General features: G+C 57.9%; 18 protein-coding genes and 2 pseudogenes. 12 read left to right on the top strand and 8 right to left on the bottom strand.

Annotated elements, in window-relative coordinates; genetic code table 11:
* Window positions 1-138: 138 nt before the first annotated feature.
* Window positions 139-1,449 carry an ISL3 family transposase gene (locus tag DCC27_RS06915; protein ID WP_117328639.1) on the top strand — a complete coding sequence of 437 codons (1,311 nt, stop codon included), beginning with the start codon at window positions 139-141 and terminating at the stop codon, window positions 1,447-1,449.
* 226 nt (window positions 1,450-1,675) lie between these two features.
* Here DCC27_RS06915 and DCC27_RS06910 read toward each other — a convergent pair.
* From DCC27_RS06910 to DCC27_RS06900, 3 genes and pseudogenes are all read right to left on the bottom strand, one after another.
* Window positions 1,676-2,103, bottom strand: a pseudogene (locus DCC27_RS06910) (transposase); the annotation flags it as partial.
* 98 nt (window positions 2,104-2,201) lie between these two features.
* Window positions 2,202-3,554 carry an IS256 family transposase gene (locus DCC27_RS06905; protein WP_117328669.1) on the bottom strand — a complete coding sequence of 451 codons (1,353 nt, stop codon included), beginning with the start codon at window positions 3,552-3,554 and terminating at the stop codon, window positions 2,202-2,204.
* A 513-nt stretch (window positions 3,555-4,067) separates the two neighbouring features.
* Window positions 4,068-4,634, bottom strand: coding sequence for a hypothetical protein (locus DCC27_RS06900; RefSeq protein ID WP_110110954.1), 567 nt, complete (start codon window positions 4,632-4,634; stop codon window positions 4,068-4,070).
* A gap of 384 nt (window positions 4,635-5,018) precedes the next feature.
* On the opposite strand from DCC27_RS06900, the gene DCC27_RS06895 reads away from it, so the two are divergent.
* The 4 genes and pseudogenes from DCC27_RS06895 to DCC27_RS06880 all read left to right on the top strand — a co-directional run bounded on the left by DCC27_RS06895 (window position 5,019) and on the right by DCC27_RS06880 (window position 9,521).
* Window positions 5,019-6,320 (top strand): extracellular solute-binding protein, encoded by a 1,302-nt coding sequence (locus tag DCC27_RS06895; protein ID WP_210403459.1) that lies wholly within the window; start codon window positions 5,019-5,021, stop codon window positions 6,318-6,320.
* Window positions 6,317-7,300, top strand: coding sequence for a carbohydrate ABC transporter permease (locus DCC27_RS06890; RefSeq protein WP_244924691.1), 984 nt, complete (start codon window positions 6,317-6,319; stop codon window positions 7,298-7,300). Before DCC27_RS06895 ends, DCC27_RS06890 begins: the two co-directional genes overlap by 4 nt.
* A gap of 35 nt (window positions 7,301-7,335) precedes the next feature.
* Window positions 7,336-8,199, top strand: coding sequence for a carbohydrate ABC transporter permease (locus tag DCC27_RS06885; protein ID WP_110099443.1), 864 nt, complete (start codon window positions 7,336-7,338; stop codon window positions 8,197-8,199).
* 66 nt (window positions 8,200-8,265) lie between these two features.
* Window positions 8,266-9,521: pseudogene (locus DCC27_RS06880) on the top strand (ABC transporter ATP-binding protein).
* Here DCC27_RS06880 and DCC27_RS06875 read toward each other — a convergent pair.
* Together DCC27_RS06875 and DCC27_RS06870 are read right to left on the bottom strand one after the other, a co-directional pair.
* The gene (locus tag DCC27_RS06875; protein WP_110099391.1) at window positions 9,518-10,057 is read right to left on the bottom strand and encodes a gamma carbonic anhydrase family protein; all 540 of its coding nucleotides are present in this window, start codon (window positions 10,055-10,057) and stop codon (window positions 9,518-9,520) included. The pseudogene DCC27_RS06880 and the gene DCC27_RS06875 sit on opposite strands and share 4 nt — an antisense overlap.
* A gap of 44 nt (window positions 10,058-10,101) precedes the next feature.
* Complete coding sequence (locus DCC27_RS06870; RefSeq protein ID WP_110110955.1) at window positions 10,102-10,980, bottom strand: formyltetrahydrofolate deformylase; 879 nt, start codon at window positions 10,978-10,980, stop codon at window positions 10,102-10,104.
* Between the two features lie 185 nt (window positions 10,981-11,165).
* Between DCC27_RS06870 and DCC27_RS06865 the strand changes: the two genes are divergently transcribed.
* Window positions 11,166-14,024, top strand: a complete 2,859-nt coding sequence (locus DCC27_RS06865; RefSeq protein ID WP_110110956.1) for a fibronectin type III domain-containing protein — start codon at window positions 11,166-11,168, stop codon at window positions 14,022-14,024.
* Between the two features lie 125 nt (window positions 14,025-14,149).
* On the opposite strand, the gene DCC27_RS06860 is transcribed toward DCC27_RS06865, so the two are convergent.
* Both DCC27_RS06860 and DCC27_RS06855 read right to left on the bottom strand, forming a co-directional pair.
* A complete protein-coding gene (locus tag DCC27_RS06860; protein WP_110099388.1) occupies window positions 14,150-15,607 on the bottom strand; it encodes a catalase in 1,458 nt (485 codons plus the stop codon).
* 45 nt (window positions 15,608-15,652) lie between these two features.
* Entirely contained in the window at window positions 15,653-16,201 is a 549-nt protein-coding gene (locus DCC27_RS06855; protein ID WP_110110957.1) for a Fur family transcriptional regulator, read from the bottom strand.
* A 400-nt stretch (window positions 16,202-16,601) separates the two neighbouring features.
* Here DCC27_RS06855 and glyA point away from each other — a divergent pair, with 400 nt between their 5' ends.
* Together glyA and DCC27_RS06845 are read left to right on the top strand one after the other, a co-directional pair.
* Complete coding sequence (gene glyA, locus DCC27_RS06850) at window positions 16,602-17,882, top strand: serine hydroxymethyltransferase (RefSeq protein ID WP_110101381.1); 1,281 nt, start codon at window positions 16,602-16,604, stop codon at window positions 17,880-17,882.
* A gap of 27 nt (window positions 17,883-17,909) precedes the next feature.
* A complete protein-coding gene (locus DCC27_RS06845) occupies window positions 17,910-18,797 on the top strand; it encodes a bifunctional methylenetetrahydrofolate dehydrogenase/methenyltetrahydrofolate cyclohydrolase (RefSeq protein ID WP_110110958.1) in 888 nt (295 codons plus the stop codon).
* Here DCC27_RS06845 and DCC27_RS06840 read toward each other — a convergent pair.
* Window positions 18,794-19,255 carry a MarR family winged helix-turn-helix transcriptional regulator gene (locus DCC27_RS06840; RefSeq protein WP_110110959.1) on the bottom strand — a complete coding sequence of 154 codons (462 nt, stop codon included), beginning with the start codon at window positions 19,253-19,255 and terminating at the stop codon, window positions 18,794-18,796. The genes DCC27_RS06845 and DCC27_RS06840 overlap by 4 nt on opposite strands.
* A gap of 121 nt (window positions 19,256-19,376) precedes the next feature.
* Here DCC27_RS06840 and DCC27_RS06835 point away from each other — a divergent pair, with 121 nt between their 5' ends.
* The 4 genes from DCC27_RS06835 to trpS all read left to right on the top strand — a co-directional run bounded on the left by DCC27_RS06835 (window position 19,377) and on the right by trpS (window position 23,788).
* Entirely contained in the window at window positions 19,377-20,957 is a 1,581-nt protein-coding gene (locus DCC27_RS06835; RefSeq protein ID WP_371682188.1) for an MDR family MFS transporter, read from the top strand.
* Between the two features lie 70 nt (window positions 20,958-21,027).
* Window positions 21,028-21,591 (top strand): hypothetical protein, encoded by a 564-nt coding sequence (locus tag DCC27_RS06830; RefSeq protein ID WP_183145635.1) that lies wholly within the window; start codon window positions 21,028-21,030, stop codon window positions 21,589-21,591.
* 35 nt (window positions 21,592-21,626) lie between these two features.
* Window positions 21,627-22,550, top strand: a complete 924-nt coding sequence (locus tag DCC27_RS06825; RefSeq protein ID WP_371682187.1) for an exodeoxyribonuclease III — start codon at window positions 21,627-21,629, stop codon at window positions 22,548-22,550.
* A gap of 167 nt (window positions 22,551-22,717) precedes the next feature.
* Entirely contained in the window at window positions 22,718-23,788 is a 1,071-nt protein-coding gene (gene trpS / locus DCC27_RS06820; protein ID WP_371682204.1) for a tryptophan--tRNA ligase, read from the top strand.
* Window positions 23,789-23,795: the final 7 nt, after the last annotated feature.

Genomic DNA, 23,795 nt, shown 5'->3' with positions numbered 1-23,795 from the left:
ATGTGCTGGTGTAATGTGGCTCTTCGTAATTGAGGGTGTGGATCAGTGATTTCAGGACACGGCGTGGCGCTGCCCGGATAGACGTCGAGGTCTTCCGATGATGGAAGTTCTTACACAGTCCATCCGAAAGACCTCGACGTGTCCAAGCTTACTTTCTCATCTCCTGATCTCACGACGTTCTGCCGGCTCGACTCCCTTGACCTCACGTGCATTGGCCAGCACATCACCGGGCACAAAGCCATTCTGGAATGCCAGCCCAACACTGCCGATGACTGGTGCCGACGGTGTGGCGGGCACGGGATCGTCCGCGACACCGTCGTCCGCCGCCTCGCCCACGAACCCTTCGGCCACCGGCCCACCACGCTTCACATTCGCCTCCGCCGGTACAAATGCGTCGAATGCGGCCGCGTATGGCGTCAGAACACCACTGCTGCGGCGCCACCACGAGCGAAGATCTCGCGAACCGGCCTCGACTGGGCGCTGCGTGCCCTCGTCATCGACCACGACACCGTGTCCGTGATCGCAGGCAAACTCGCCGTGTCCTGGCACACCGCGAACTCCGCGATCCTCGCGCAGGGACATCGACTGCTGATCGACGACCCGGCCCGGTTCGACGGGGTCAGCGTCATTGGTGTCGACGAACACGTCTGGCGGCACACCAGGCGCGGTGACAAGTACGTCACCGTCATCATCGACCTTACTCCCATCAGCCAGAAAGCAGGCCCGGCACGCCTGCTCGACATGGTGCCCGGACGATCGAAACAGGTGTTCAAGCAATGGTTGAAAGCCCGACCGAAAGACTGGCGTGATGGCATCGACGTCGTCGCGATGGACGGGTTCTCCGGCTTCAAAACAGCCTCCGTTGAGGAACTGCCCGAGGCTGTCGAAGTCATGGACCCGTTCCACGTCGTCAAACTCGCCGGTGATGCCCTCGACGAGGTACGCCGCCGCATTCAGCAGGAGACCACCGGGCATCGCGGACGAGCAACAGACCCGTTGTATCGGGCGCGCAGGACTCTGCACACCGGTGCTGATCTGCTCACGGCCAAACAGCAGGAGCGGATCGTAAGCCTCTTCGCCGACGCCAACTTCACCGCCGTCGAAGTCACCTGGGCCGTCTATCAAGACATTGTGCGCGCCTACCGAACCAACGACGGCAACGAGGGCAAGAAGCTCTTACAAACAGTCATCGACGATCTGACGACGAATCTGCCGACAGGACTGGCCGAACTCAAACGGTTGGGACGGACTCTGAAGCGTCGAGCTGCTGATATCCTGGCGTTCTTCACCCGACCGGGAACGTCGAACGGGCCTACCGAAGCGATCAATGGCAGGCTCGAACACCTACGGGGCTCAGCACTCGGCTTCCGCAACCTCACGCACTACATCGCGAGATGTCTGCTCGAGTCCGGCGGCTTCAGACCAGTTCTACACTCTCAATTACGATGAGCCTGTAATGTGGTGTTATTCTTTCGATTCATTCCTAAAAAGGAATTTAACTAAAAATCCGATCGCGATTGGCATGAGAAAATAGGCAGAGATAGAAAACGGTGTTAATGGGTCATTTGACAGTGCAATGGCTAATATATTTACAAGGCCTAGTAGTGCGCCGAATATAATGATCTTGGTAGTGCTCATGAGCGCATCCTAGCGAGATTGCATTTTGGGCTCATTGTTACTGAGGGTGCAGGTGGGGTCTGGATCGGCCGGCCTTGAGCAGGTTTCTGGTGATGTAGTTGGTTGGGTTCCGGAACCTGAGGGCTGAGCTACGGTGGTGTTCGAGTCGGGCGTTGATTGCTTCTGTGGGCCCGTTGCTACTGCCGGGGTGGTCGAAGTAGGCGAGGATGTCTCCAACTCGTTGTTTCAGGGTGCCGGCGAGCTGACGAACCTCGCCTAACACGCTCGAGATACCACTGGTTAGAGAGTTGATGACGTGTTGCATGGTTTGTTTGCCTTTCTTTGGGTCCCGGTCCCGGTAGGCGGTAACCATCCACTGATAGAACGCTCTCTGGTGGCTTCAACCTCAACATGCTGGTCGTTATGGAATAGTTCGTCTAAGCGCGTCTGCTGACGTTCAGTGAGCAATCCCGCACCGGTGTGTAGGGGCACCCCCTCAAACACGAAGAGCCGCATTTTGCTATTCCACGGCTGTGACCGATCTGGTCAGAGGTTGTCAATTCTGTTGTGTACGGGGGTTGGGTTTACAGGTATGGGTTCATTCGGTCGGGGTAGGCTGCCGCGAGTTGGGCTAGTGCCTGTTTCCAGTTCGTGGTGACTTGTCCTTCGACGAGTCTGCCGGCGGCTTTGCGCTGGCTGGCGGGTTTGCCGCGTTCCTTGGCTCGTTGGCGTGCGCGTTTGTCCTCGATCGTGCAGATCGCTAGCCACAAGAGTTTCACCACCGCGTCGTCGGTGGGGAACTGAGTGCGGTTCTTCGTGACCTTGCGCAGCTGATAGTTCAATGACTCGATCGCATTCGTCGTATAGATCACCCGCCGCAGCGCTGGCGGGAACGCCAAAAACGGCACGAAACGCTCCCAGGCGTTTGTCCAGGTCGCGACCGCTGACGGGTATTTCTGACCGAGTTCAGAAGCTGCGAAATCCTCCAGGGCAGCCTTGGCAGTATCCTCGTTGCTTGCGGTGTAGATGGCCTTCAAAGCCTGTGAAACCGCCTTGCGATCGCCGTAGGTGACGAACCGGTTCGCTGCCCGGATCAGGTGCACCACGCACGTCTGGACAAGCGAGTCCGGCCAGGTCGCTTCGATAGCCTCTGGCAAGCCGGTCAGCCCGTCACAGCAGACGATGAGCACATCGCGGATCCCGCGGTTGGCAAGCTCGGCACAGACATGGGCCCAAAACGCGGCGCCTTCGGTGTCCTGGACCCAGATGCCCAGGACGTGCTTGATGCCGTCCATATCGACGCCGACAGCGATGTGTGCCGCTTTTGACCGCACATGCCCGCCATCGCGGACCTTCACCCGAATCGCATCGAGGTAGATCACGGGGTAGAACTCTTCTAACGGCCGGTTCTGCCATTCCACAACGGCTTCCAGCACGGCGTCGGTGATATTGGCGATCGTCTCGTGAGACAGCTCCGTGCCGATCGTGACAGCCAGGTGATGCTGGATATCGCGGATCGTCATTCCACCGGCATACAAGCTGATGATCATCTCATCCAGCCCGCCCAGCCGGCGCGAGCCCTTAGGCACCAGACGCGGGGTGAACGACCCGTCACGATCCCTAGGCACCGTCAGCTCGATATCGCCGACCTCGCTGGCGACCGTCTTGGAATACGAGCCATTACGGGCATTGACCGGCCGGTCCGTGACGGCTTTAGCCTCCCGGTCACCAGGCCCGTAACCCAGATGCGAGGTCATCTCAGCCTGCAGGCCCCGTTCGAGTGCTTCCTTGATCAGTTCAGGAATCACTCCACCGTTGCCGGTCAGCTCGATCTCACCGGCGTCGATCCGAGCGAAAAGCTCGTCCAAGGCGCCACTGGCCTTCAACTGCGCAACAACATCAGCCCCACCAGGCTGATCAACACGATCATCCGTCATGGTCATCATCATGTCCTCTCATCGATAACTCTGTACACAAACAATCTGACACCCTCATCTGGTCACGCACATGGTTGTCAACTGGCAGATCAGGGGTACAGCTACCTTACGCGCAACACGTCGAGGTGTTCTGCAACCGGCTCGACGCCACTCGGTGCTAAAGTGCCAGACGCCCTGGCCCGATCCCTGTGTGACATTCGCAAATGTGGGACACCAAGCTATGTCTTCGAATTTGAAGACTCGCCCACACGCCAGTGTTATTCTGGGGGCCCCTTAGCTGAGTGTTTCTTAGATATAAATGTAGCTGCAAGTCCTATTGCTATTGGTGTTATTAGAAATATAGGGGCGGTAACTACCGAGAGCGTGTCATCGAAAATATACACTAGCAAAATACTTGCAAGGCCTGTCAATGTGCCAGATATAAAGGCCTGTAGGTAGTTCATGTTTGGCTCCAAGGTATCCAGTCATAACGCAATCAGGTAAAGGCGCACGGGTCATGACGCGATTCTTGGCTTAGCATTCAATTGCGGCGGCGATGCCGGACGTGATGGCTCCACCTAATGCTCCGAGTGCAGCGCCGGCTGCCCCGCCGCCTAGTCCCTGTAAGGCTCCGCCACCTAGCCCTACGAGAAGGCCAGGGAGGCCACATTCGACCTCATACGGCACAGCCACAATATCCGTTTCTGAATTACTCTCTGAGTGTAACGATGGGAGTGATACGGTTATATCTTGACCGTCGTCGCTGACTTCGTATGACACCTCGACTACTTCGTCGTAGGCAGGGACGGGGATTTTCGTATCTAGCTTTTCGACAAGTTCACCATTATCGGAGGTAACGATGACGGTTCCGTCTTCTTGAAGAGAGGCTTTGCCGTGCGACAATTCTAGATGGATATACTCCGAGCCCTCTTCGGTGCGTTCAAAAAATGCATTGTATTCGACTGTATTGCCTTCTCCTTGAGCTGTGGAGACAGCTGGAGAATTGTCTTGGTGATGATCAGTCTGCGCAATTGCCGCGGGGGAACCTGCAAGTAGGAAACACACAGCGAAGCCCGCAGACGCTAGTACTTTATTTTTCACGGCTAACCTCGCATTCTTTGATTGTATGGTTCACTAACTGACTGTATGACCTAAGTTACATCACGATGCGCCCCAATGTGAATAGCGGCGTATCTTTTTGTTAACAGGGTAACCTGATATGGTGGATATCACACTTTTGTGCGAGATGATTGGCCTGCTGGCTGGGTGGCACCGGCGTCCGCCCGAAGAGGTGGGGGAGATCAGCACAGAATGGTTTGAGCGGCGTATTATTCCCTGACAACAACCGAGTAGCGGTACCAGTTTGGTGTGAAATATTTCAAATTGCGCCATGGTGGGTCTAAGGTTAGGCCATAAACGCTCCTCATGATCGGGCAGAGTCACCTGGCGTGAGGACCACCGATATTGTGAAGCGAAGTGATTGTTGTGGCACATCAGTCCACCCGGCGCCACCGAGCGGGCACCCTCGCTTGCCTGGGTGTCGCCTTGTCTCTCGTGGTTTCCGGATGCGGTCCGCAAGACGAAACTCCGGTGCTGACCTGGTACACCAACCCCGATGACGGCGGACAAGCCGAACTGGCCCAACAGTGTACCGCCGAAGCTAACGGCGCCTACCGCATCGAAACCTCGATGCTACCGCGTGATGCCTCTTCGCAACGCGAGCAACTCACCCGACGGCTGGCCGCCGGCGACTCCACCATGGACATCATGAGTCTGGACCCGCCGTATCTGCCTGAGTTGTCCGAACCAGGGTTCTTGGCTCCGGTACCAGATGACGTGGCCGAGCGAACCACCCACGATACCCTCGACGGTGCGCTGGAAGGCGCGACGTGGAAAGACCAGCTCATGGGCGTCCCATTCTGGGCCAACACCCAGCTGCTGTGGTACCGCAAATCCGTGGTTGAAGAAGCCGGCCTGAACATGGATGAACCGGTCACCTGGGATCAACTCATCGAGGTGGCTCGTGATCAGGACAAATTCCTAGCAGTCCACGGCGCACAAGCCGAGTCGATGACGGTCTGGGTCAACGCCATGATGGAATCCGGTGGTGAACAGATCGTGGAGAACCCTGAAGCTTCGGTGGAAGATACGGAAATTGGTCTGGACTCTGAGGCAGGTCGCAAGACTGCCGAGATCGTCGGCACGATCGGGTCCGAAGGCCTGGGAAGCCCTGGGCTACCAACCCAAGCCGAGAACGAAGCCATGTTGGTCTTTCAGCAAGACCGTGGCTCCTTTATGGTCAACTGGCCGTTTATCTGGCCGGCCACCCAGTCTGCAGTGGAAGAAGGCCAGTTCGACGAGTCGCTACTCGACGATATTGGTTGGACCACATACCCGCGCACCTTCGCAGACCAGCAAGCTACCCCACCTACCGGAGGCATCAACCTCGGTGTAGGTGCCGAATCAGAACACCAAGAGTTGGCTTGGGACGCCATTGAGTGCATCGTGAGTCCCGAGAACCAAGCCGAATACTTCATCAGCAACGGCAACCCGCCGGCCTCGGCGTCGGCTTATGACTACCCGGGCATCGATGAACAGTACCCGATGAAAGACGCCATCCGGGATTCTCTGGACATCGCAGCCCCACGTCCACAGACCCCGTACTACAACGAGGTCTCGACCGCCATCCAGCAAGAATTCACACCACCGTCTGAGGTGAGCGAAGAGACCGCGGGACGTACCGGGAACTTCATCACCGAAGTACTTCGAGGCGAGGCGTTATTGTGAGCTCAGCTACTCCTACTCAACAAGCCCCAGAACCCGGCCGGCCGACGACAAACGCGCCGGCACCAGGGAAACAGAAACGGTCCCAACGCTCAAAATCCGAAGCCCGTCTCGGATGGTTCTTGGCCGGACCGGCTTTCTTCATCATGGTGCTGGTGATCTTCTACCCGTTGCTCCAAGCGGTGTGGGACTCGCTGTTCTCCTACCGTCTGACCGCACCCGATGACCGTGCCTTCGTCGGATTGGGTAACTATGCCACAGTGCTTACCGATGCGGTGTTCTGGCGGGACCTAGGAGTCACCGTACTGATCACGGTGGTGACAGTGTTGGTGGAGTTGGTATTGGGCTTCGCGCTCGCACTGGTGATGCATAAGGCCATACGCGGGACCCGTGGCTTCGTCCGCACCGTGATTCTGATTCCTTATGGGCTGGTTACCGTAGTGTCGGCCTACGCCTGGTACTACATGTTCTCCTCCGACTCGGGATACATGAACTCGTGGCTGGACTTTCTGCCTGGAGTCGATGAAAACCTGAACTGGTTTGCCCAGGCCGGTACCGCACTCACAGTGATCATGTTGTCCGAAATCTGGAAAACCACGCCGTTCATATCGCTGCTGCTCTTGGCCGGGCTTGCCCAGGTGCCTCAGGAACTGGAGGAAGCTGCTGCGGTTGACGGCGCCAATTGGTTCCAGCGACTCTGGCGCGTCATCATCCCCAATATGAAGGCTTCCATCATGGTGGCCGTGCTGTTCCGCGCGCTGGATGCCTTCCGCATCTTCGATGCGGTCTTCATCATGACGCAGGGCGCCTACGGCACCGAGGTGCTCAGTCTGTTGGCTTATCGCACGTCGATCGGACGACTCGAAATTGGTTTGGGATCTGCTGTCTCGGTACTGCTGTTCTTGGCAGTCGCACTGATTGCCTTGGTCTCTATTAAGATCTTCAAAGTCGATCTGACCGGTCAAGGAGGATCCAAGAAATGAGCACCACGGTTCGCAGCACTGGTGAGGCTACCTCCATGGAGGCCACCGCGGAGAAAGCCAAACGTCGCGGTTTATGGATCAAGGTCGGTTGGATCGTGCTGGTTGGATTTGTCACCCTATGGTGCCTGTTCCCGGTCGCCTCGATCTTGGCCACCAGCTTTAAGACCCCGGCGGATTTGTCCAACCGCAATTTCCTGCCCACCAACTTATCCCTGGTCAACTACGAAGAAATCATCGTGGGTGACTCCCGTGAGCTCTTCCTCTCTGCCTTGTGGAACTCCATCGGCATTTCGGTGATCGCCACCGCGATCGCCGTCGTGTTAGCCACTATCGCCGCCTATGCCATCGCGCGACTGGAATTTCCCGGCAAAAGGATTGTGCTCGGGGTGTCCCTGATGGTCTCGATGTTCCCGGTGATCTCTTTGGTCACACCACTATTCAATATGTGGCGGACCGTCGGTCTCTACGACACTTGGCTCGGGTTGATTATTCCCTACCTGTCGCTGACGCTGCCGATCTCAATCTGGACACTTGCGGCGTTCTTTCAGCAGATCCCCTGGGAGCTGGAAAAAGCCGCCCAGGTCGATGGCGCCACCCCATTCCAGGCCTTCCGCAAAGTCATTGTGCCGTTGGCTGCCCCCGGAGTGTTCACCACCGCGATCATCGCGTTCTTTATCGCCTGGAACGATTTCGTCTACGGCATGTCCTTGACCTCAACCGAATCTGCTCGTACCGTACCGGCGGCGCTCGCCTTCTTCTCGGGCGCCTCCCAGTTCGAGGACCCCACTGGTGCGATCTCCGCCGCAGCGATAGTGGTCACCATTCCGATCATTATTATCGTGGTGCTCTTCCAACGTCAGATTGTCTCGGGCCTGACCAGCGGTGCGGTGAAGGGCTAGTCCAGCGCCGGCCCCGGCGGTAGCATGACAGAACATCCAACCAATAGATAGGACACCAGCAGGATCATGGCATCGATTACTCTGGACCAGATAGTCAAACACTACGACGACGGATTCCCCGCCATTAAAGGCGTCTCTTTGGAGATCTCGGACGGAGAATTCGTGATCCTTGTCGGTCCATCCGGTTGCGGCAAGTCGACCTTGTTGCGCATGATCGTGGGATTGGAAGACATCACCGCCGGCGACCTGTACATCGACGGTCAGCGCGTCAATGAAGATGCGCCCAAAGACCGCAACCTGGCCATGGTGTTCCAGAATTATGCGCTCTATCCGCATCTGAGCGTCTTCGAGAATATTGCTTTCCCCCTTCGTCTGGCTAAAGCCAGCGATGCTGAGGTGACCGAAAAAGTCACGGAGGCCGCTAAACTTTTGGAGCTTACCGAACATTTGGAGCGCAAGCCCGCCAACCTCTCCGGCGGTCAGCGTCAGCGCGTGGCCATGGGGCGCGCTATCGTCCGGGATGCCGACGCGTTCCTGTTTGACGAGCCACTGTCAAACCTCGATGCCAAGTTGCGTGGTCAGATGCGGGCTGAAATCTCTCAGCTCCAGCGGCGTCTCGGAGTGACTTCGGTCTACGTCACTCACGACCAGACCGAAGCGATGACCCTGGGCGATCGGGTCGCGGTGTTGAAAAAGGTGAACTTCAGCAGGTGGGCTCACCCCGTGAGCTCTATGAACAACCGCTGAACCTCTTCGTAGCCGGATTCATCGGTTCCCCGTCCATGAACTTCTTACCTGCCACGCTGAAAGATACAGCGGATGGTCCGGTGCTGTCCTCGCCGGTGGCCGATATCCCGGCAACCGAACGACTGCGCCAGGCAGCATCTGGTCGCGATATCGTCTTGGTGGGCCTGCGACCTGAATTCTTCGAAGACGCCAGCCTGGTTGATGAACGCAAGCTCGACAACGGTTCGGTGTTCTCCGCCGATATCAGCCACGTGGAGTGGCTGGGCTCAGAACAGTATGGATACATTCCTTTCGAACAAGATCCGCGCGTGGCTGGACACCTTGACCAGCTGGCCAGCGAGCTGGATGCCGATGAGCTACGTCCCCAGATCGTGGCCACGCTGTCTTCTGAGTCGCTGGTCCGCCCCGGGCAGAGCAAGAAATTGTGGCTCGATTCTTCCCGAATCCACATCTTCGACCCAGAAACCGGGGAGAACCTGACACGTGACGCTGAACGTGGGCAGGAGCTGACGCGACTTAAGGCCGAAGAACGGGCTCGCGAAATGGAGCTCGCCCGCTCTGAGCAACCGCACTAACGGTCAAGGTGGCTTTGGTTTTCGGGAGCGTCTTGATGTTGGGCGGCTAACTTCACGTAGATCTCCCAATTGCGTTGTAGCTGGGCCACTTCTTCGTCGCTCAGCTCCCGGCGCACCTTGGCCGGAACACCAGCGACAAGTGACCGGGGCGGAATAACGGTGCCCTCAGTCACCAGGGCACCGGCAGCAATCAACGACTGCTCACCAATCACCGAACCATTCATCACGGTCGCTGACATCCCGATCAAACATTCGGTCTCAACGGTGGCCCCGTGGATCACCGCGGAGTGTCCTACCGAAACGTTGTCGGCAATGGTGCACGGAAAACCCGCGTCGGCGTGCAAGACGACGTTATCTTGGAGGTTGGTATTGCGCCCCACACGGATCGGTGCCGTATCTCCACGAACGGAGACGCCGTAGAAGGCCGAAGAGTTCTCCTCCATCGCTACATCTCCGCTGAGAGTCGCGGTTGGAGCCAAGAAAACGGTGGAATCAATTCTCGGGCGTGCACCCGCAATCGTCACAATGTGTGCCATAACACCATCTTAACGGGTGGGCCGGCGGTTGTCTGCCGGCGGGACTACTCGAAAATCACCGTGCGACGTCCATCCAACAGCACTCGGTGTTCAGCGTGCCATTGGACAGCTTGCGCTAACGTGGCCCCCTCCACAGAGCGGCCGCGGTCGACAAAATCGCCTGCGGTGAGTCCGTGGTTAACCCGGTGGACGCGTTGTTCAATGATCGGGCCTTCATCCAGATCCGCGGTCACGTAGTGTGCGGTGGCACCAATCAGCTTCACACCCCGAGCGTGGGCCTGGTGATAAGGCTTGACACCCTTGAAGGAGGGTAAGAAGGAGTGGTGAATGTTGATTGCCTTGCCTTCGAGCTTCTGCACCAGCTCATCGGAGAGAATCTGCATGTACCGTGCTAGCACCACCAGTTCCACGTTGTATTCGTCGACCAGTTGCATCAGGCGGGCTTCGGCATCGGCCTTGTTGTCGGTACCATCGGCGTTTTTCACCAGCGGGATATGTACGAAGGGGATGTCGTAGAAGTATGCCATCGGCTGCAGGTCGAGGTGATTGGACACGATGACTGGGACATCGATCGGCAAGGTCCCGGCACGCTGCTGGAAGAGTAGCTCGTTCAGTGTTCGGCCGTCTTTGGAGCACATGATGATGGTCTTGGTCCGTCCGTTGGCGTCCCAGACATTCAGGTCCATAGAGAATTCTTCACGGACCTGGTCGAATACCGGGTCAGCTTCTTCCGGACTATACGGGGAGGTGAAGGTCACCCGCATGAAGAACGTCCCGGTATCCGGGGAACCGAACTGCTGAGATTCGGTGATGTCACCCTCTAACTCGAGCAGACAGCCGGTGATCGCATGCACGATTCCGGGTTGATTGGCGCATGACAGCGTCACGACCAGACGGTGTTCAGCGACGGTATTGGCGGGCATTTAAATCCTTATCCATCGTCAGATGCACTCGCCACAGCACTGTGTGTGGCGAGCAAACGGTTCGGTCGGTGTCAATCCTACGCTCCGAGGAGACTTTGACCAGCGGGTGCCGTACGTTTGACTTTCCGACATAGCTAGAAAAGGGTTACCTAAGTAAAACTCATTAACTCACGTTGGAGTGATCTATGTACAATAGTCTGACCTTGCCTAAAAATATGGTGAGGTGGTTGATCGCGGTTGCTGTGGCAACTGCTGTTGTCGTGACCGGTCTCGGGGTGACCCAGCCGGCCATGGCTGCGATACAAAGAGTTGAGGGAGCGACCTTCCAATGGGGTGTAAACGACGAATCGACTGGTCGGGCCCCGTTTGGTCACAATCTGCTCATTGCCGGGGAGGTCCCGAACATCAATGAGGGCTCCACCCGCGGTGCGCGGACATTATCGAATGAAGAATTTGAGCAGTACTTCAGCGGCCAGGAAGGCAATGTATCGATCACCGGGCCTGATGGCGAGGTCAATACTGTGAAGAACCGCTACAGACCGGGGTCGCGTGTCAATATTGCGAACGGGACCGGCCATGTGGACCCAGAAACGAACTCCGGTCGCATCGAATGGGACGGTAGTTTCACCGTGATGTTCTACTCCGGGATGGTGTACTTCACGATCCATGACCCGGTCCTGACCTTGAAGGATGGTCACGGGGCCGTTACCGCAGACATGACAGGGTATGGTTCGGCGATTGATGACTTTTCCAAATGGGAAATTCTAGAACGTGCTGAAGACGTGGACATTGCAACGTTTCATAACGTCTCCGTGGACCTGAGTGAGGACGGTGTCTCAGTGACTCCGGATTATCAGGGCGTCGCGGTGGGCAACGTCGCAACACCGCAGAAGCGGGAAGGCCAGAACTGGGGTAGTTTCCCCCAAGAGTTCATTGACTTCGTGGAAGCGACCGGGTTGGGAGCCTACTGGTACAGCTCAGGCGGTGCTGCGGACCCGAAGAAGCTACCGCAGGCTATCTCGGTATCCTACACGCTATCCGAGCTGGAAGACGATGCCCTCTTCGCGGTACCCAGCCTGCAGGTCAAAGACGTGACGGACACCAGCGCGGTGGTGTCCTGGTCGGAAGCCTATGGTGCCACGGGCTACCAAGCTCAATATCGTGCTTCTGGCGAGGAAGACTGGACTGATCTGGTAGATGAATCGGACCAGTCCGCCAAGATCACCGGCCTTGAGCCCAAGACTCAGTACGTGGTGCGGGTTTGTTCAGTGGCTGGAGGAAACTTCACTGACTGGAAGACCCGAACCTTCACCACGGAGGCGAAGAACTACGGTGTCACGCATCGAATCACCTCCGCTGATGCCATCGATGGCCTGGGGCTGGAGATCTCACAGCCTGGTTTGACGCTCGAGGATCTGCCGGCACCAACCGGGCGCAGGAAGATCGCGATGATGATGGGAATTTTTGATCAGCCGGTCTCAGCTACGCCACTGGCTACCTCTGACGCGTTGAGTTACGGTATGCAAACGCCCAACGGGCAGGAACACAGCTCCACGTTGACAGTTCCCGCCGATAAATTGAACCCGGCTGGTGAATATTGGGTGGCTGCCTGGACCGGTGTGGGGCATCTGACCCCGGACACCGCGATCTATCAGGCCAAGATCGAGCTGACCGATGAACAGCGTACGGCCTTGTTTGAGGGGCAGATAGAAGAACGTTCGTCGGCCCCAGAGAACCTCCAGGTTGACCGTGTCTTTGACGTTCGTGCCAGCATTAGTTTTGGTAAGGAGGAGCCTCGGGGCGCCTTGGTGGAAATCAAAAAAGCAGACGAACCAGACTCAGCGTATCGCGAGGCGTCCTCGTTGAGTGGTTGGGGACCTTTTACAGTGACCTTGGACAACCTGACACCGCAGACCAGCTACGTGGTGCGTGTTCGCTACGATGATCTCGACGAGAACAATGCCCTCGGTGACCCAGCTTTCGTTGAGTTCACCACCAACGCACCGCGGGAAGCATTGCCGAAGGTAGCGAATCCGCGAGCTGAGTCTGTTGACGCCACCTCAGCTGATATTCGGTGGGATGAGCTGGAGCGCGAGGATGTTCAGGTGATGATCTCCTATGGCCGAAGTGGTCAGACCGCACGCCGGGTTGTTGATGCAGAAGTTGGTGCTTCCCACTACACGCTCAGCCGACTGGAGCCGGACAGAGAATACACGGCCAGTATTTACGTGCGTTCAGTTGAAGACAAGCGCTTTACCGGCGAAGCAACGGACATCACCTTCAGAACTGCTTCGGAATCCGAACCTGACGTTTCAGAATCGGCTCAGTCAGAGTCTGAGACCCCTGAGGACGTCGAAACCGACGATGCTGAATCCAACGAACCGACTGAGAGCGCGCCAGCAGCAACCACCTCGCCCAGTGTGGACGTTGCTGAACCCTCAACGTCACAACCCCCAACTGATACCGCCACTGAGGAGTCTCCAAGCCAGAACGGTACTCCCGACGGTGCAACCGATGGTGCCGACGACCATCAGCACCTCACACTGACGGTCGATCCAGCACAGGGGACTGCTGGAGACACTGTCACCGTGGGCGGCATGGAGTCACTGGCTGGACAGCAAGTTGACGTGTGGTTCCACTCGGAACCAGTTCACGTTGCCGATGGTGCACCGATCACCGAGCAGGGAACAGTGCAAGTTACGGTGCCGGGCCAGGCCGCGGTGGGTGACCATGAGTTTGTCGTATTCCCCGCGGGTCAAGCTGGCGATGAACTCGGTCGAGTTGCATTCACGGTGGTCGCCCCGAAGACGGCTTCTGCGAGCCAGCAGCCGGGCGGCAGTGAAATCGCAGCTGCCTCAACGCCAGATCACACCCAAAGTGTGGACCAGGCGCGCGGTAGTGCTGAAGCCAGTGATGAGCACGAGGCCTCGGTAGGATCCTCTCTGGCCAAGACCGGTGCAACCGTCCGCGGGATGATTCTGTTGGCTGGTGCCTTGGTGGGCTGTGGATGGCTGTTGAGACGCAGACACCCTCACCAACACTAGGTTGATGTTCGGGCCGTGTCGATCAGAGGCCAGACAGCAAAAGTCCCGGTTCGGGAACCTCACGGGAGGCCCCGAGCCGGGACTTTATCGTTATTCCAGGTGGGGTGGAAACTTATCGAAAGAGACTAGCCACGAACCTTCTTCTCGATGGCTTCGCCGACTGTCTGGTCAATGTTCTTCCAGTACTCGATGGCGTTGGAGACCACCGGCTCAATGACCTGGCTGAGATCACCGGAGACGGTGTCTACCAGGTCGTCGCGCTCCTGCTGGCTGAAGACCTCGCGCACCATGGCACCGGGCTGACTAAAGTCATCGTCGTCCTCACGCAAGGTGTAGGCCTGACGAACCAGCTCGCCATCGGCCTCCCACGAGCTAGGCACAACGCCTTCTTCATCGGAGTAAGAATCCTCGAAGGAGTTCGGCACGTAGTAGGAGCGGGCACCGGTGTGCTCGTACCACATATTTCCCTCGAAGTTGTAGGTGTGGACCGGAACGATCGGCTTGTTAACCGGTAGCTGTTGGAAATTGGTACCGATGCGGTAGCGCTGTGCGTCAGCGTAAGCGAAGTTACGGCCCAGCAACATCTTGTCGGGTGACATTCCCATACCGGGAACCATGTTCGCCGGGGAGAAGGCAGCCTGCTCGATCTGTGCGAAGAAGTTCTCCGGGTTACGGTTCAGCTCCATCACACCAACCTTGATGCGGGGGTAGTCCTTCTTCGACCACACCTTGGTCAGGTCGAAGGGGTTCACGCGGTAGGTTTTGGCGTCTTCATAGGGCATGACCTGAACGTAGAGGTCCCACTTCGGGAAGTTACCTTCGTCGATGGCTTCCATCAGGTCGCGACGGTGGAACTCAGCGTCCTCACCGGCCAATTGCTGGGCCTCTTCGTTGGACAGGTACTCCACGCCCTGCTGGGAGATGAAGTGGTACTTCACCCAGAACTTCTCGCCGGCTTCGTTATACCACAGGTAGGTGTGGGAGCCGTAGCCGTTCATGTTGCGCCACGACTTCGGCAAACCACGCGGTCCCATCAGGTAGGTGACCTGGTGTGCGGACTCGGGATTCTGAGTCCAGAAGTCCCACTGCATGGTTTTATCACGCAGGCCGCTGTCCGGCAGACGCTTCTGGGAACGAATGAAGTGCGGGAACTTCATGGGGTCGCGCACGAAGAAGATCGGAGTGTTGTTACCAACCAGGTCGAAGTTACCGTCTTCGGTATAGAACTTCAGCGCGAAGCCACGAACGTCACGCCAGGTGTCCGGAGAGCCCAACTCGCCGGCAACGGTGGAAAAACGGGCCAGCATTTCGGTTTCAGCACCGGGCTGAAAGACCTTGGCCTTGGTGTACTTCGAGACATCTTCGGTGACGGTGAACTTACCGAAAGCGCCGGAACCCTTAGCGTGCGGGCGACGCTCGGGAACGTTCATCCGGTTGAAGTGTGCCAGAGTCTCGACCAGGTGGTGGTCGTGCAGGACAATCGGACCATCGGGGCCAACGGTCAGCGAGTTCCGGTCACTCACGGCAGGAATACCTGCCTGGGTGGTGGAACCACCGGGATTGACGTTCTTGGAATCAGCCATGTCAATACTCCTTGAAATAGTGGGGTGGATAGTAGGGGCAGGAAATCATTCGGGTGCGGTTTCGTTGTTCTGTGACCGTGATGCAACCGCAGACGCTGGGTCGAGAACTTCAGGTTCGGCCTGTTGAGCTGCGCACTCAGTGCAGATCCCGTGGTAGACCACGTGGGCCACGGTGATCTTCATCCCGTGGTAGCCCTCCGGGTGCATACATGGGGCATGGCCGACCGCGCAACTGACATCATCGATGCGACCGCACTCCGTGCAGACCACGTGGTGATGGTTGTCGTTGAGTTCGGGTTCGTAACGGGCGGGGGAATTTGGCAATTCCAGCTTACGGAGCAGGCCAACATGAACCAACGAGTGGATCACGGTGTAAATCGATTGGACCGTGATACCTGGCAGAGTGCGTCGGACCATGTCTAAGACGTTGTCGGCCGTTTGATGGGGTGTGGCCTCAAGAGCTTCCAACACCGCAAGGCGCTGTTTGGTGACTCGAAGCCCGGCCTCGCGAAGTTCAGGACGCCAGTCATGCGACACCGGGGCACGAAGCGTCCCCGGAGCATCATGAGGTCGGTGTCCATGCTCTGCGATCATGTTTCTAGTCTCCCAATTTTGAATGACTCAGAAAAGTGAGGTGCACCTAAGCATGAATGACTCAAATATAATCGTTTCTGTTGAGTTGGAGTGACCCCTGAAACTGATGTCATCGACAGCGTAGCTGGGGTGCGAAGCCAGCTAGGATAGAAGCGGTTGCACACTGCGTAGGTGGCCACACCAGCGGAAAGCGACCAGCACTAGCTGTGCGAGGTGTGATCTGCCAGGCGTTTTTTCGTCAGGTACGTTGCACTGTGTCACCGCTACTGCGCTGAGATAGAGCGGGTGATGGAGCCGTTCACCAGGGTTCCGCACTCCTGAAACGAACGTGCGCAACGAGTCGCGCACCCGTGAGACCACCTTGCCGGTGGCTGACGGCCCACGATTGTGAAGGATCACGATGACAGAGCAGAATTCGCTCAACACCCAACCTCTAGCAGAGCTCGACCCTGAAATTGCTACCGCCATTAACGATGAGTTAGGCCGGCAGCGTAACACCCTCGAAATGATCGCTTCGGAGAACTTTGTTCCGCGGTCCATCCTGGAAACTCAGGGTTCGGTACTGACCAATAAGTACGCCGAGGGTTATCCGGGGAAGCGCTACTACGGTGGCTGTGAATTCGTCGATGTCGCTGAGAACCTGGCGATTGATCGGGCCAAGAGCTTGTTTTCTGCCGAACACGCCAATGTTCAGCCCCACTCTGGAGCTCAAGCCAACGTGGCCGTCATGCAGGCACTGATGGACCACGGTGACACCATGCAGGGCCTATCATTGGCTCATGGTGGTCACCTGACCCACGGGATGAAGATCAATTTCTCTGGACGCAACCACCGCGTGGTCGCCTACGAAGTAGACCCAGATACCTACCGCATCGATATGGATCAGGTGCGCGATCAGGCCAAGGCCGAACGCCCCGCCGTGATCGTCGCCGGCTGGTCGGCTTATCCGCGTCAACTGGACTTCGAAGCCTTCCGGTCGATCGCCGACGAGGTTGACGCCAAACTGTGGGTCGATATGGCACACTTTGCCGGTTTGGTTGCCGCCGGTTTGCACCCCAACCCGGTGCCCTACGCTGATGTGGTCACCTCCACCGTGCACAAGACCCTGGCCGGCCCCCGTTCTGGCTTCATTCTCTCCACCGCGGATTTGGCCAAGAAGATCAACTCCTCGGTCTTCCCGGGTCAGCAGGGTGGTCCGTTGATGCACGCCATTGCCGGTAAGGCTGTGGCCTTTAAGATCGCTGGTACGGAAGAATTCGCCGAGCGCCAGAAGCGCACACTGGAAGGCGCTAACATTCTGGCCGAACGTCTCAGCGCCTCAGATGTGGCTGAGCACGGTGTTTCTGTGCTCACCGGTGGTACCGACGTCCACCTGGTGCTGGTGGACCTGCGCAACTCGGCCATGGACGGTCAGCAGGCGGAGGACTTGTTGCACCGCGCCGGCATTACTGTCAACCGCAACGCTGTGCCGTGGGATCCGCGTCCGCCGCGGGTCACCTCCGGCCTGCGTATTGGTACCCCTGCACTGGCCACCCGCGGATTCGGCGCTACCGAGTTCGAAGAAGTTGCCGATATCATCGCAACCGCCCTGAAACCTGGTGCCGATGAAGAGCAGCTACGTGCTCGCGTGGTGAAGCTGACCGAGAACTTTCCGCTGTACTCGGGATTGGAAAACTGGTAACGACGCTGCCGGAGGAGACTTCATTTCATGACGGCTCAGAAACTTGATGGCCGAGCTACAGCGGCAGCCATCAAAGAAGACCTGAAAAACCGCGTGGCAACTCTGCGTGAGCGGGGCAGGACACCGGGGCTTGCGACTGTGCTGGTCGGCAATGATCCAGCGTCACAGTCCTATGTGGCTGGTAAGCACCGTGACTGCGCTGAGGTGGGCATTAACTCCATTCAGAAGCAACTGCCTGCAGATGCCACCCAGGATCAGGTGTTGGCTGTGGTGGAAGAACTCAATCAGGACCCCAACTGTACCGGGTACATTGTGCAATTGCCCTTGCCTGCGCACATTGACACCCAAGCTGTGCTGGAGGCGATTGATCCGAGTAAAGATGCCGACGGATTGCACCCCATGAACCTGGGGGCACTGGTTGCCTCGGCCTCAGCGGAGCTGAATTCTCCTCTGCCATGTACGCCTAAAGGGTGCGTGGATTTGCTCAAGCACTACGGCATTGATCTAGCCGGCAAGCACGTTCTGGTGATTGGTCGCGGGGTGACCATCGGTCGCCCCGCGGGCCTGGTACTGACTCGCAAAGATGTCAACGCCACGGTGACCCTCGCTCATACCGGCACCACCAATCTCGATGAGCTACTTGGCAAAGCCGATGTGATCATTGCAGCTGCGGGGTCCCCGCATATGGTCACCGCCGAGAAAGTCAAAGACGGTGTGATCGTGCTGGATGTGGGCGTCACGCGCGCCGTCGGTGAGGATGGCAAGGCCAAGATTACCGGAGACATTGACCCTGCTGTGGCAGAAAAAGCCTCGTGGATGGCGCCCAATCCCGGTGGCGTGGGACCCATGACCCGGGTTGAGTTAGTCTCCAACGTGGTGGAAGTTGCCGAACGAGCCCTGGCCAACGCCGGCTAATCACGGGGACGGTCGAAGGTATCTAACACCTTCGACATAGCCTGCCGAATAGTACGCTGTTCGTCCTCCGTGAGCACGTCCAAGAAGTGCTTTTTCACCGTGGAACGATGATCAGCTAGCACACTGGTATACACCTGTGCCCCGAGCTCGGTAATTTGGGCCACCACTGCCCGCTCGTTATCTGCGTTGCTTGCCCGTTGCACCATTCCACACTTCTCTAGTTGAGAGATCTGGTAGGTCATCCCCGAGCGGGAATGCGCCAAATAATCAGCCAGGGTATGCATACGCAAGCCCTCCGGGTGGCGATTGAGCCGATCCAGAATATGAAACTGTACCCGCGTGAGCTCGTGGTTCTCCTGCATGAGGCGTTCCGTTTGACGCCTCAAATAGGCGGCCGCGGTCATCAACGCGGTGTAGGTCTGTACCTGGTCATCGGACAGATCATGAGCGGGCATCATGAGGCTATCCTACGAGCTTTCCGCGCTGAGTTTGAATTCGAATTAGCGGGTGTTACAGTAGCCTGAGCGGAAGAGAGTTCGAAATCGAACTGACGGTGAGGTTTCCTGTTCAGGAGTTTGGGTGAGTACTGCCAGTAGCCAGCACAGATCGGCCGAGGATTCCGGGACGACTTCGGTCATCATGGTCTTTATCGGCCTGATGATTACCATGCTGTTGGCTTCGATGAACCAGACGGTTCTCTCCACCGCTCTACCCACCATCGTCGGTGAACTCGGTGGCGTTGACCAGATGACCTGGGTGATCACCAGTTACATTCTTGCCACCACTATTGCCATGCCCATCTTTGGGCAGATCTCCGATATTTTTGGCCGAAAACCCCTGCTGTTCTTTGCGATTGGGTTGTTTGTGGCCGGCTCCCTGGTCGGTGGATTAGCGCAAAGTATTGAGTGGCTGATCGTTTCCCGCACGGTCCAAGGTATCGGCGGTGGCGGATTGATTATTCTCTCCCAAGCAGCCATCGCAGATGTGGTCCCAGCCCGACAACGCGGTAAGTACATGGGACTGATGGGGGCAGTTTTTGCCCTGTCCTCGGTAGTAGGCCCCTTGCTGGGCGGTTGGTTTACCGAAGGTCCTGGCTGGCGTTGGGCTTTCTGGATCAACCCGCCGCTGGGACTGGTAGCGGTCCTTGCTGTGGCCTTCTTTATGCGCCTGCCCCGCCACGAACACGCCCGTTATGTGAAACTGGATTATGTGGGCATGACCGTGATGGCCACCGCCACCACCTGTCTGGTGCTGGTTATCACCTGGGGTGGACACCAATACGCCTGGAACTCACCGACCATCCTGGGGCTGATCGGTGCGGTGGTAGTACTTGCCGTCGCATTTATCTGGATCGAAGCCAAGGCCACTGAACCGGTCATCCCGCTGTCGCTGTTTAAGGAACCGAATTTCGTCTTGTCCTCCCTGGCCTCGCTGATGGTCGGGATTGCCATGTTCGGCGCCCTGGGGTATTTCCCCACGTATATTCAGATGGTCACCGGCGTCAACGCCACCCAGGCCGGACTGCTGATGGTCCCGCTCATGGGCTTCTTCCTGGCCAGTTCCATTGTGACCGGTATGCTGGTCTCACGCACCGGACGCTATAAGATCTTCCCACTGGTCGGAACTATCGTGATCATCCTTGGGCTCGTGCTGATGTCCGAGTTGCGTGTGGACTCACCGCTGTGGTGGCTGTGCACCACACTGGCGATCTTCGGTATCGGGCTGGGCATGTCGCTTCAAATTCTCACCCTGATTGTGCAAAACGCCTTCCCGCATTCTATGGTCGGAACCGCCACCGCCTCCACCAACTTCTTCCGACAAATTGGTGCCACCACCGGATCCTCCGTCGTCGGGTCACTGTTCGTTCAGAGACTCACGGCAGCATTGCAGGACCGACTCCCGGAACTTCTTTCTGGGGAGGTCGCCGGTGTTGACGGCGATGCGAACTCCTTGACCCCGGAGGCAGTCCACCAGCTACCCGCACACCTGCAAGATGCGATTGTGGTCTCGTATAACGACGCGCTGTTGCCGATTTATCTGTTTCTCACCCCACTAGTGGCTGTGGCCTTTATCGCTTTACTGTTCGTGCGCAAGACGCCGTTGGCCACCAGTGTTGACCACGATCAACCTGCTGAGGTGATTCACCGCACCGGTGGGTAGAGTCCGGCCCGGTGGCAACATTGCAGACCCAATTGGCGTGGCACGCGATGGTTCAGCGATACTAAATAGCATGCAGTCCTTGGATTCATCCCAGCAACAACAATCCCGCCGTACCACTCTGACGGTTTCTCGGCTGTCGTTGACGGTCATGATTATCGTGTTGCTGGTGGCCATCGTGTTCGCGGCCAACCAGAATGACGTGATCGGGTGGCTGGTGGTCATCATTAGCGGTGCCTGGTTGATCCTGGCTATTATCGCGATGTTCTGGGTACGCAAAGGCGCCCGAGCCATTAGCCGGCAGGCCACCACCCTGAACGCCAATTTGGCTGCTCAGGCCAACCCCGGTTCTGCTAGCGGTGGGGGAACCACCGTGGTGGATGAGCCGGCAACCGATCCGATGCGCGATACCAAACTGGACCACTCATTCAAGATCGTTGAGGTCCAAAAGCGGGTGATCTCCCAAGAACTGGCCAAAGGTCAGCACGCCGATATGGAGATGATCGACCGCGCCCTCGACACCATCGAGATGACTGCCGCTAACGCCCGAGACATGATCCGCCCGGATCGCCACCGTCGTTCTGATGACGATCAAGACTCCGGTGGGGGAGCGGTCTCCGGGACCGTCATTAACTAATCCGGGTTGCTGGTTTCACGCGGTAGGCTAGTGGGGTGACTGATTCGCCGCAGACCCCAAGCCCAGAGACCACCGCACCCGCCCGGGGCACAGCCAGCGTTCGCCACGCCCATGCTGGGGCCCCCAAACCCCAAGGTGCAGTGCGGGTGGCTACGGTCAACGTCAACGGCATTCGTGCCGCCTACCGGCGAGAGATGAAGTCCTGGTTCGATGGGCGCGGAGTAGACATTCTCGCGTTGCAAGAAGTCCGGGCCAACGGAGAGATCCTGCGCGAGTTGCTCGGCGAGATCACCGGCGACGAATGGGATGTGACCCACATTCACGACGCTGAGGCAGAAGCTAAGGGCCGTGCCGGGGTGGCCGTCGCCTCCCGTTGGGAGTTTGACCAGACCCGCACCGGCATTGGGGATAGCTACTTCGACAACGCTGGGCGCTGGGTGGAAGTCGATCTCACGCTTCCGTCAGGTCAGCCGGTCACCGTGGTGTCCGCCTATGTGCACTCCGGTGAAGTCGACACCCCGAAACAAGATGATAAATACCGGTTCCTCGACCAAATGTTGGTCCGCATGCCCGAATTGGCTACCGAGCATCGCTTGGCTGTGGTCACCGGTGACCTCAACGTCGGACACACCGAACTCGATATCAAGAACTGGAAAGGCAACGTGAAGAACTCCGGATTTTTGCCCGAAGAACGTGCCTATTTCGACCGGTTCTTTGACCCGGACCAGCTGAACTGGGTTGACGTGGGGCGTCGCCTGGCCGGAGATATCCCCGGCCCCTATACCTGGTGGTCCTACCGGGGCAAGGCCTTCGATAACGACGCGGGGTGGCGGATCGACTACCAGATCGCCACACCCGATCTGGCCGACAAAGCCATCACTGCCGTGGTGGATCGAGCCCCCAGTTATGACACCCGGTTCTCCGACCACTCGCCGCTGGTGGTGGACTACCAGTTCTAAGACTCTCCCTGGTGTCGGTGATGTTGATGCTGTAGTCCTGATTGTCCTGTTTTCCCCTGTTCTTCTTCTCGACGCGCCACGAGCTCAGAAAGGCCAAGATTCCCGTGAGTGATGCATCCAGCACTTCCTCGACCCCCGCAGCACCGACCGAGATCGGATCGGGACCGCTGGGCCCGGCCGACGTGCTCGCCACTGATCTGTCCAAGACCGCCCACCTGGTTGGGGCCTCTGGCACCGAGCACCGGGTGCTGTCAGGCATGCAGCCCTCGGCGGATTCCTTGCACCTGGGGAACTACTTGGGGGCGTTGGTGAACTGGGTGAAGACTCAGCAGGATTTCCAAACGCTGTTCTTCATCCCTGATCTACACGCCATCACCGTGCCCCAGGATCCGGAAAACCTCCGGCAACGCACACGGGTCGCTGCTGCTCAGTACATTGCCGGGGGAATCGACCCGGAACGCTCCATCCTCTTTGTCCAGTCCCAAGTGCCTGAGCACGCCCAGCTGGCCTGGGTGCTGGAATGCATGACCGGGTTCGGCGAAGCCACGAGGATGACCCAGTTCAAGGACAAGTCCGCCAAGGAAGGTACCGAGCACGCCGGGGTGGGGCTTCTGGCCTACCCGATGCTGATGGCCGCCGACATTTTGCTATATCAGCCACAGGGAGTCCCAGTTGGTGACGACCAGCGCCAGCACATTGAACTGACCCGTAATCTGGCGCAACGGTTCAACTCCCGCTACGGGGAGACCTTTGTGGTCCCCAACGGCTTCTACCCCGAAACCGGGGCCCGCATCTACGATCTGCAACAACCGACAAAGAAAATGTCGAAGTCCGCAGAGTCACCGAATGGGTTGATCAACATTCTCGACCAGCCCAAGGTGATCGCCAAGCGCATTAAGTCTGCGGTGACCGATGCGCAGACCGAGATCCGCTTCGACCCGGAAACTAAACCCGGGGTATCCAACTTGCTGTCGATCTTCGCTGCGATCACCGAGTGCGAGATCGATGAGATCGTCGCCGAGTACCAGGGCAAGATGTACGGGCACCTGAAGGTCGATCTCGCCGAGGCAGTCACTACCCGGTTGCAGCCGGTGCGCACCCGAGCGCTGGAGTTACTGGATGACCCCGCCGAACTAGACCGCATTCTGGACGCCGGTGCCGAGAAAGCGCGCGAGATTGCTACCCCGGTGCTGGCCGAGGTGTACGCCAAGGTCGGGTTCCTGCCTCCGCGCGGCTAACCGGGTA

It is taken from the genome of Auritidibacter sp. NML130574 (assembly GCF_003185725.2).
Classification (GTDB): domain Bacteria; phylum Actinomycetota; class Actinomycetes; order Actinomycetales; family Micrococcaceae; genus Auritidibacter; species Auritidibacter ignavus.
Note: the sequence above shows the minus strand (reverse complement) of the source record. Positions and strands in the feature narration are given on the sequence as shown.

What these genes read in the sequence shown, in the direction of transcription:
- DCC27_RS06905 (WP_117328669.1), bottom strand. Translation starts at nt 3,554, where the DNA reads ATGACGGATGATCGTGTTGATCAGCCTGGTGGGGCTGATGTTGTTGCG.
- DCC27_RS06885 (WP_110099443.1), top strand. Translation starts at nt 7,336, where the DNA reads ATGGAGGCCACCGCGGAGAAAGCCAAACGTCGCGGTTTATGGATCAAG.
- DCC27_RS06875 (WP_110099391.1), bottom strand. Translation starts at nt 10,057, where the DNA reads ATGGCACACATTGTGACGATTGCGGGTGCACGCCCGAGAATTGATTCC.
- DCC27_RS06870 (WP_110110955.1), bottom strand. Translation starts at nt 10,980, where the DNA reads ATGCCCGCCAATACCGTCGCTGAACACCGTCTGGTCGTGACGCTGTCA.
- DCC27_RS06865 (WP_110110956.1), top strand. Translation starts at nt 11,166, where the DNA reads ATGTACAATAGTCTGACCTTGCCTAAAAATATGGTGAGGTGGTTGATC.
- DCC27_RS06860 (WP_110099388.1), bottom strand. Translation starts at nt 15,607, where the DNA reads ATGGCTGATTCCAAGAACGTCAATCCCGGTGGTTCCACCACCCAGGCA.
- DCC27_RS06855 (WP_110110957.1), bottom strand. Translation starts at nt 16,201, where the DNA reads ATGATCGCAGAGCATGGACACCGACCTCATGATGCTCCGGGGACGCTT.
- glyA (WP_110101381.1), top strand. Translation starts at nt 16,602, where the DNA reads ATGACAGAGCAGAATTCGCTCAACACCCAACCTCTAGCAGAGCTCGAC.
- DCC27_RS06845 (WP_110110958.1), top strand. Translation starts at nt 17,910, where the DNA reads ATGACGGCTCAGAAACTTGATGGCCGAGCTACAGCGGCAGCCATCAAA.
- DCC27_RS06840 (WP_110110959.1), bottom strand. Translation starts at nt 19,255, where the DNA reads ATGATGCCCGCTCATGATCTGTCCGATGACCAGGTACAGACCTACACC.
- DCC27_RS06830 (WP_183145635.1), top strand. Translation starts at nt 21,028, where the DNA reads ATGCAGTCCTTGGATTCATCCCAGCAACAACAATCCCGCCGTACCACT.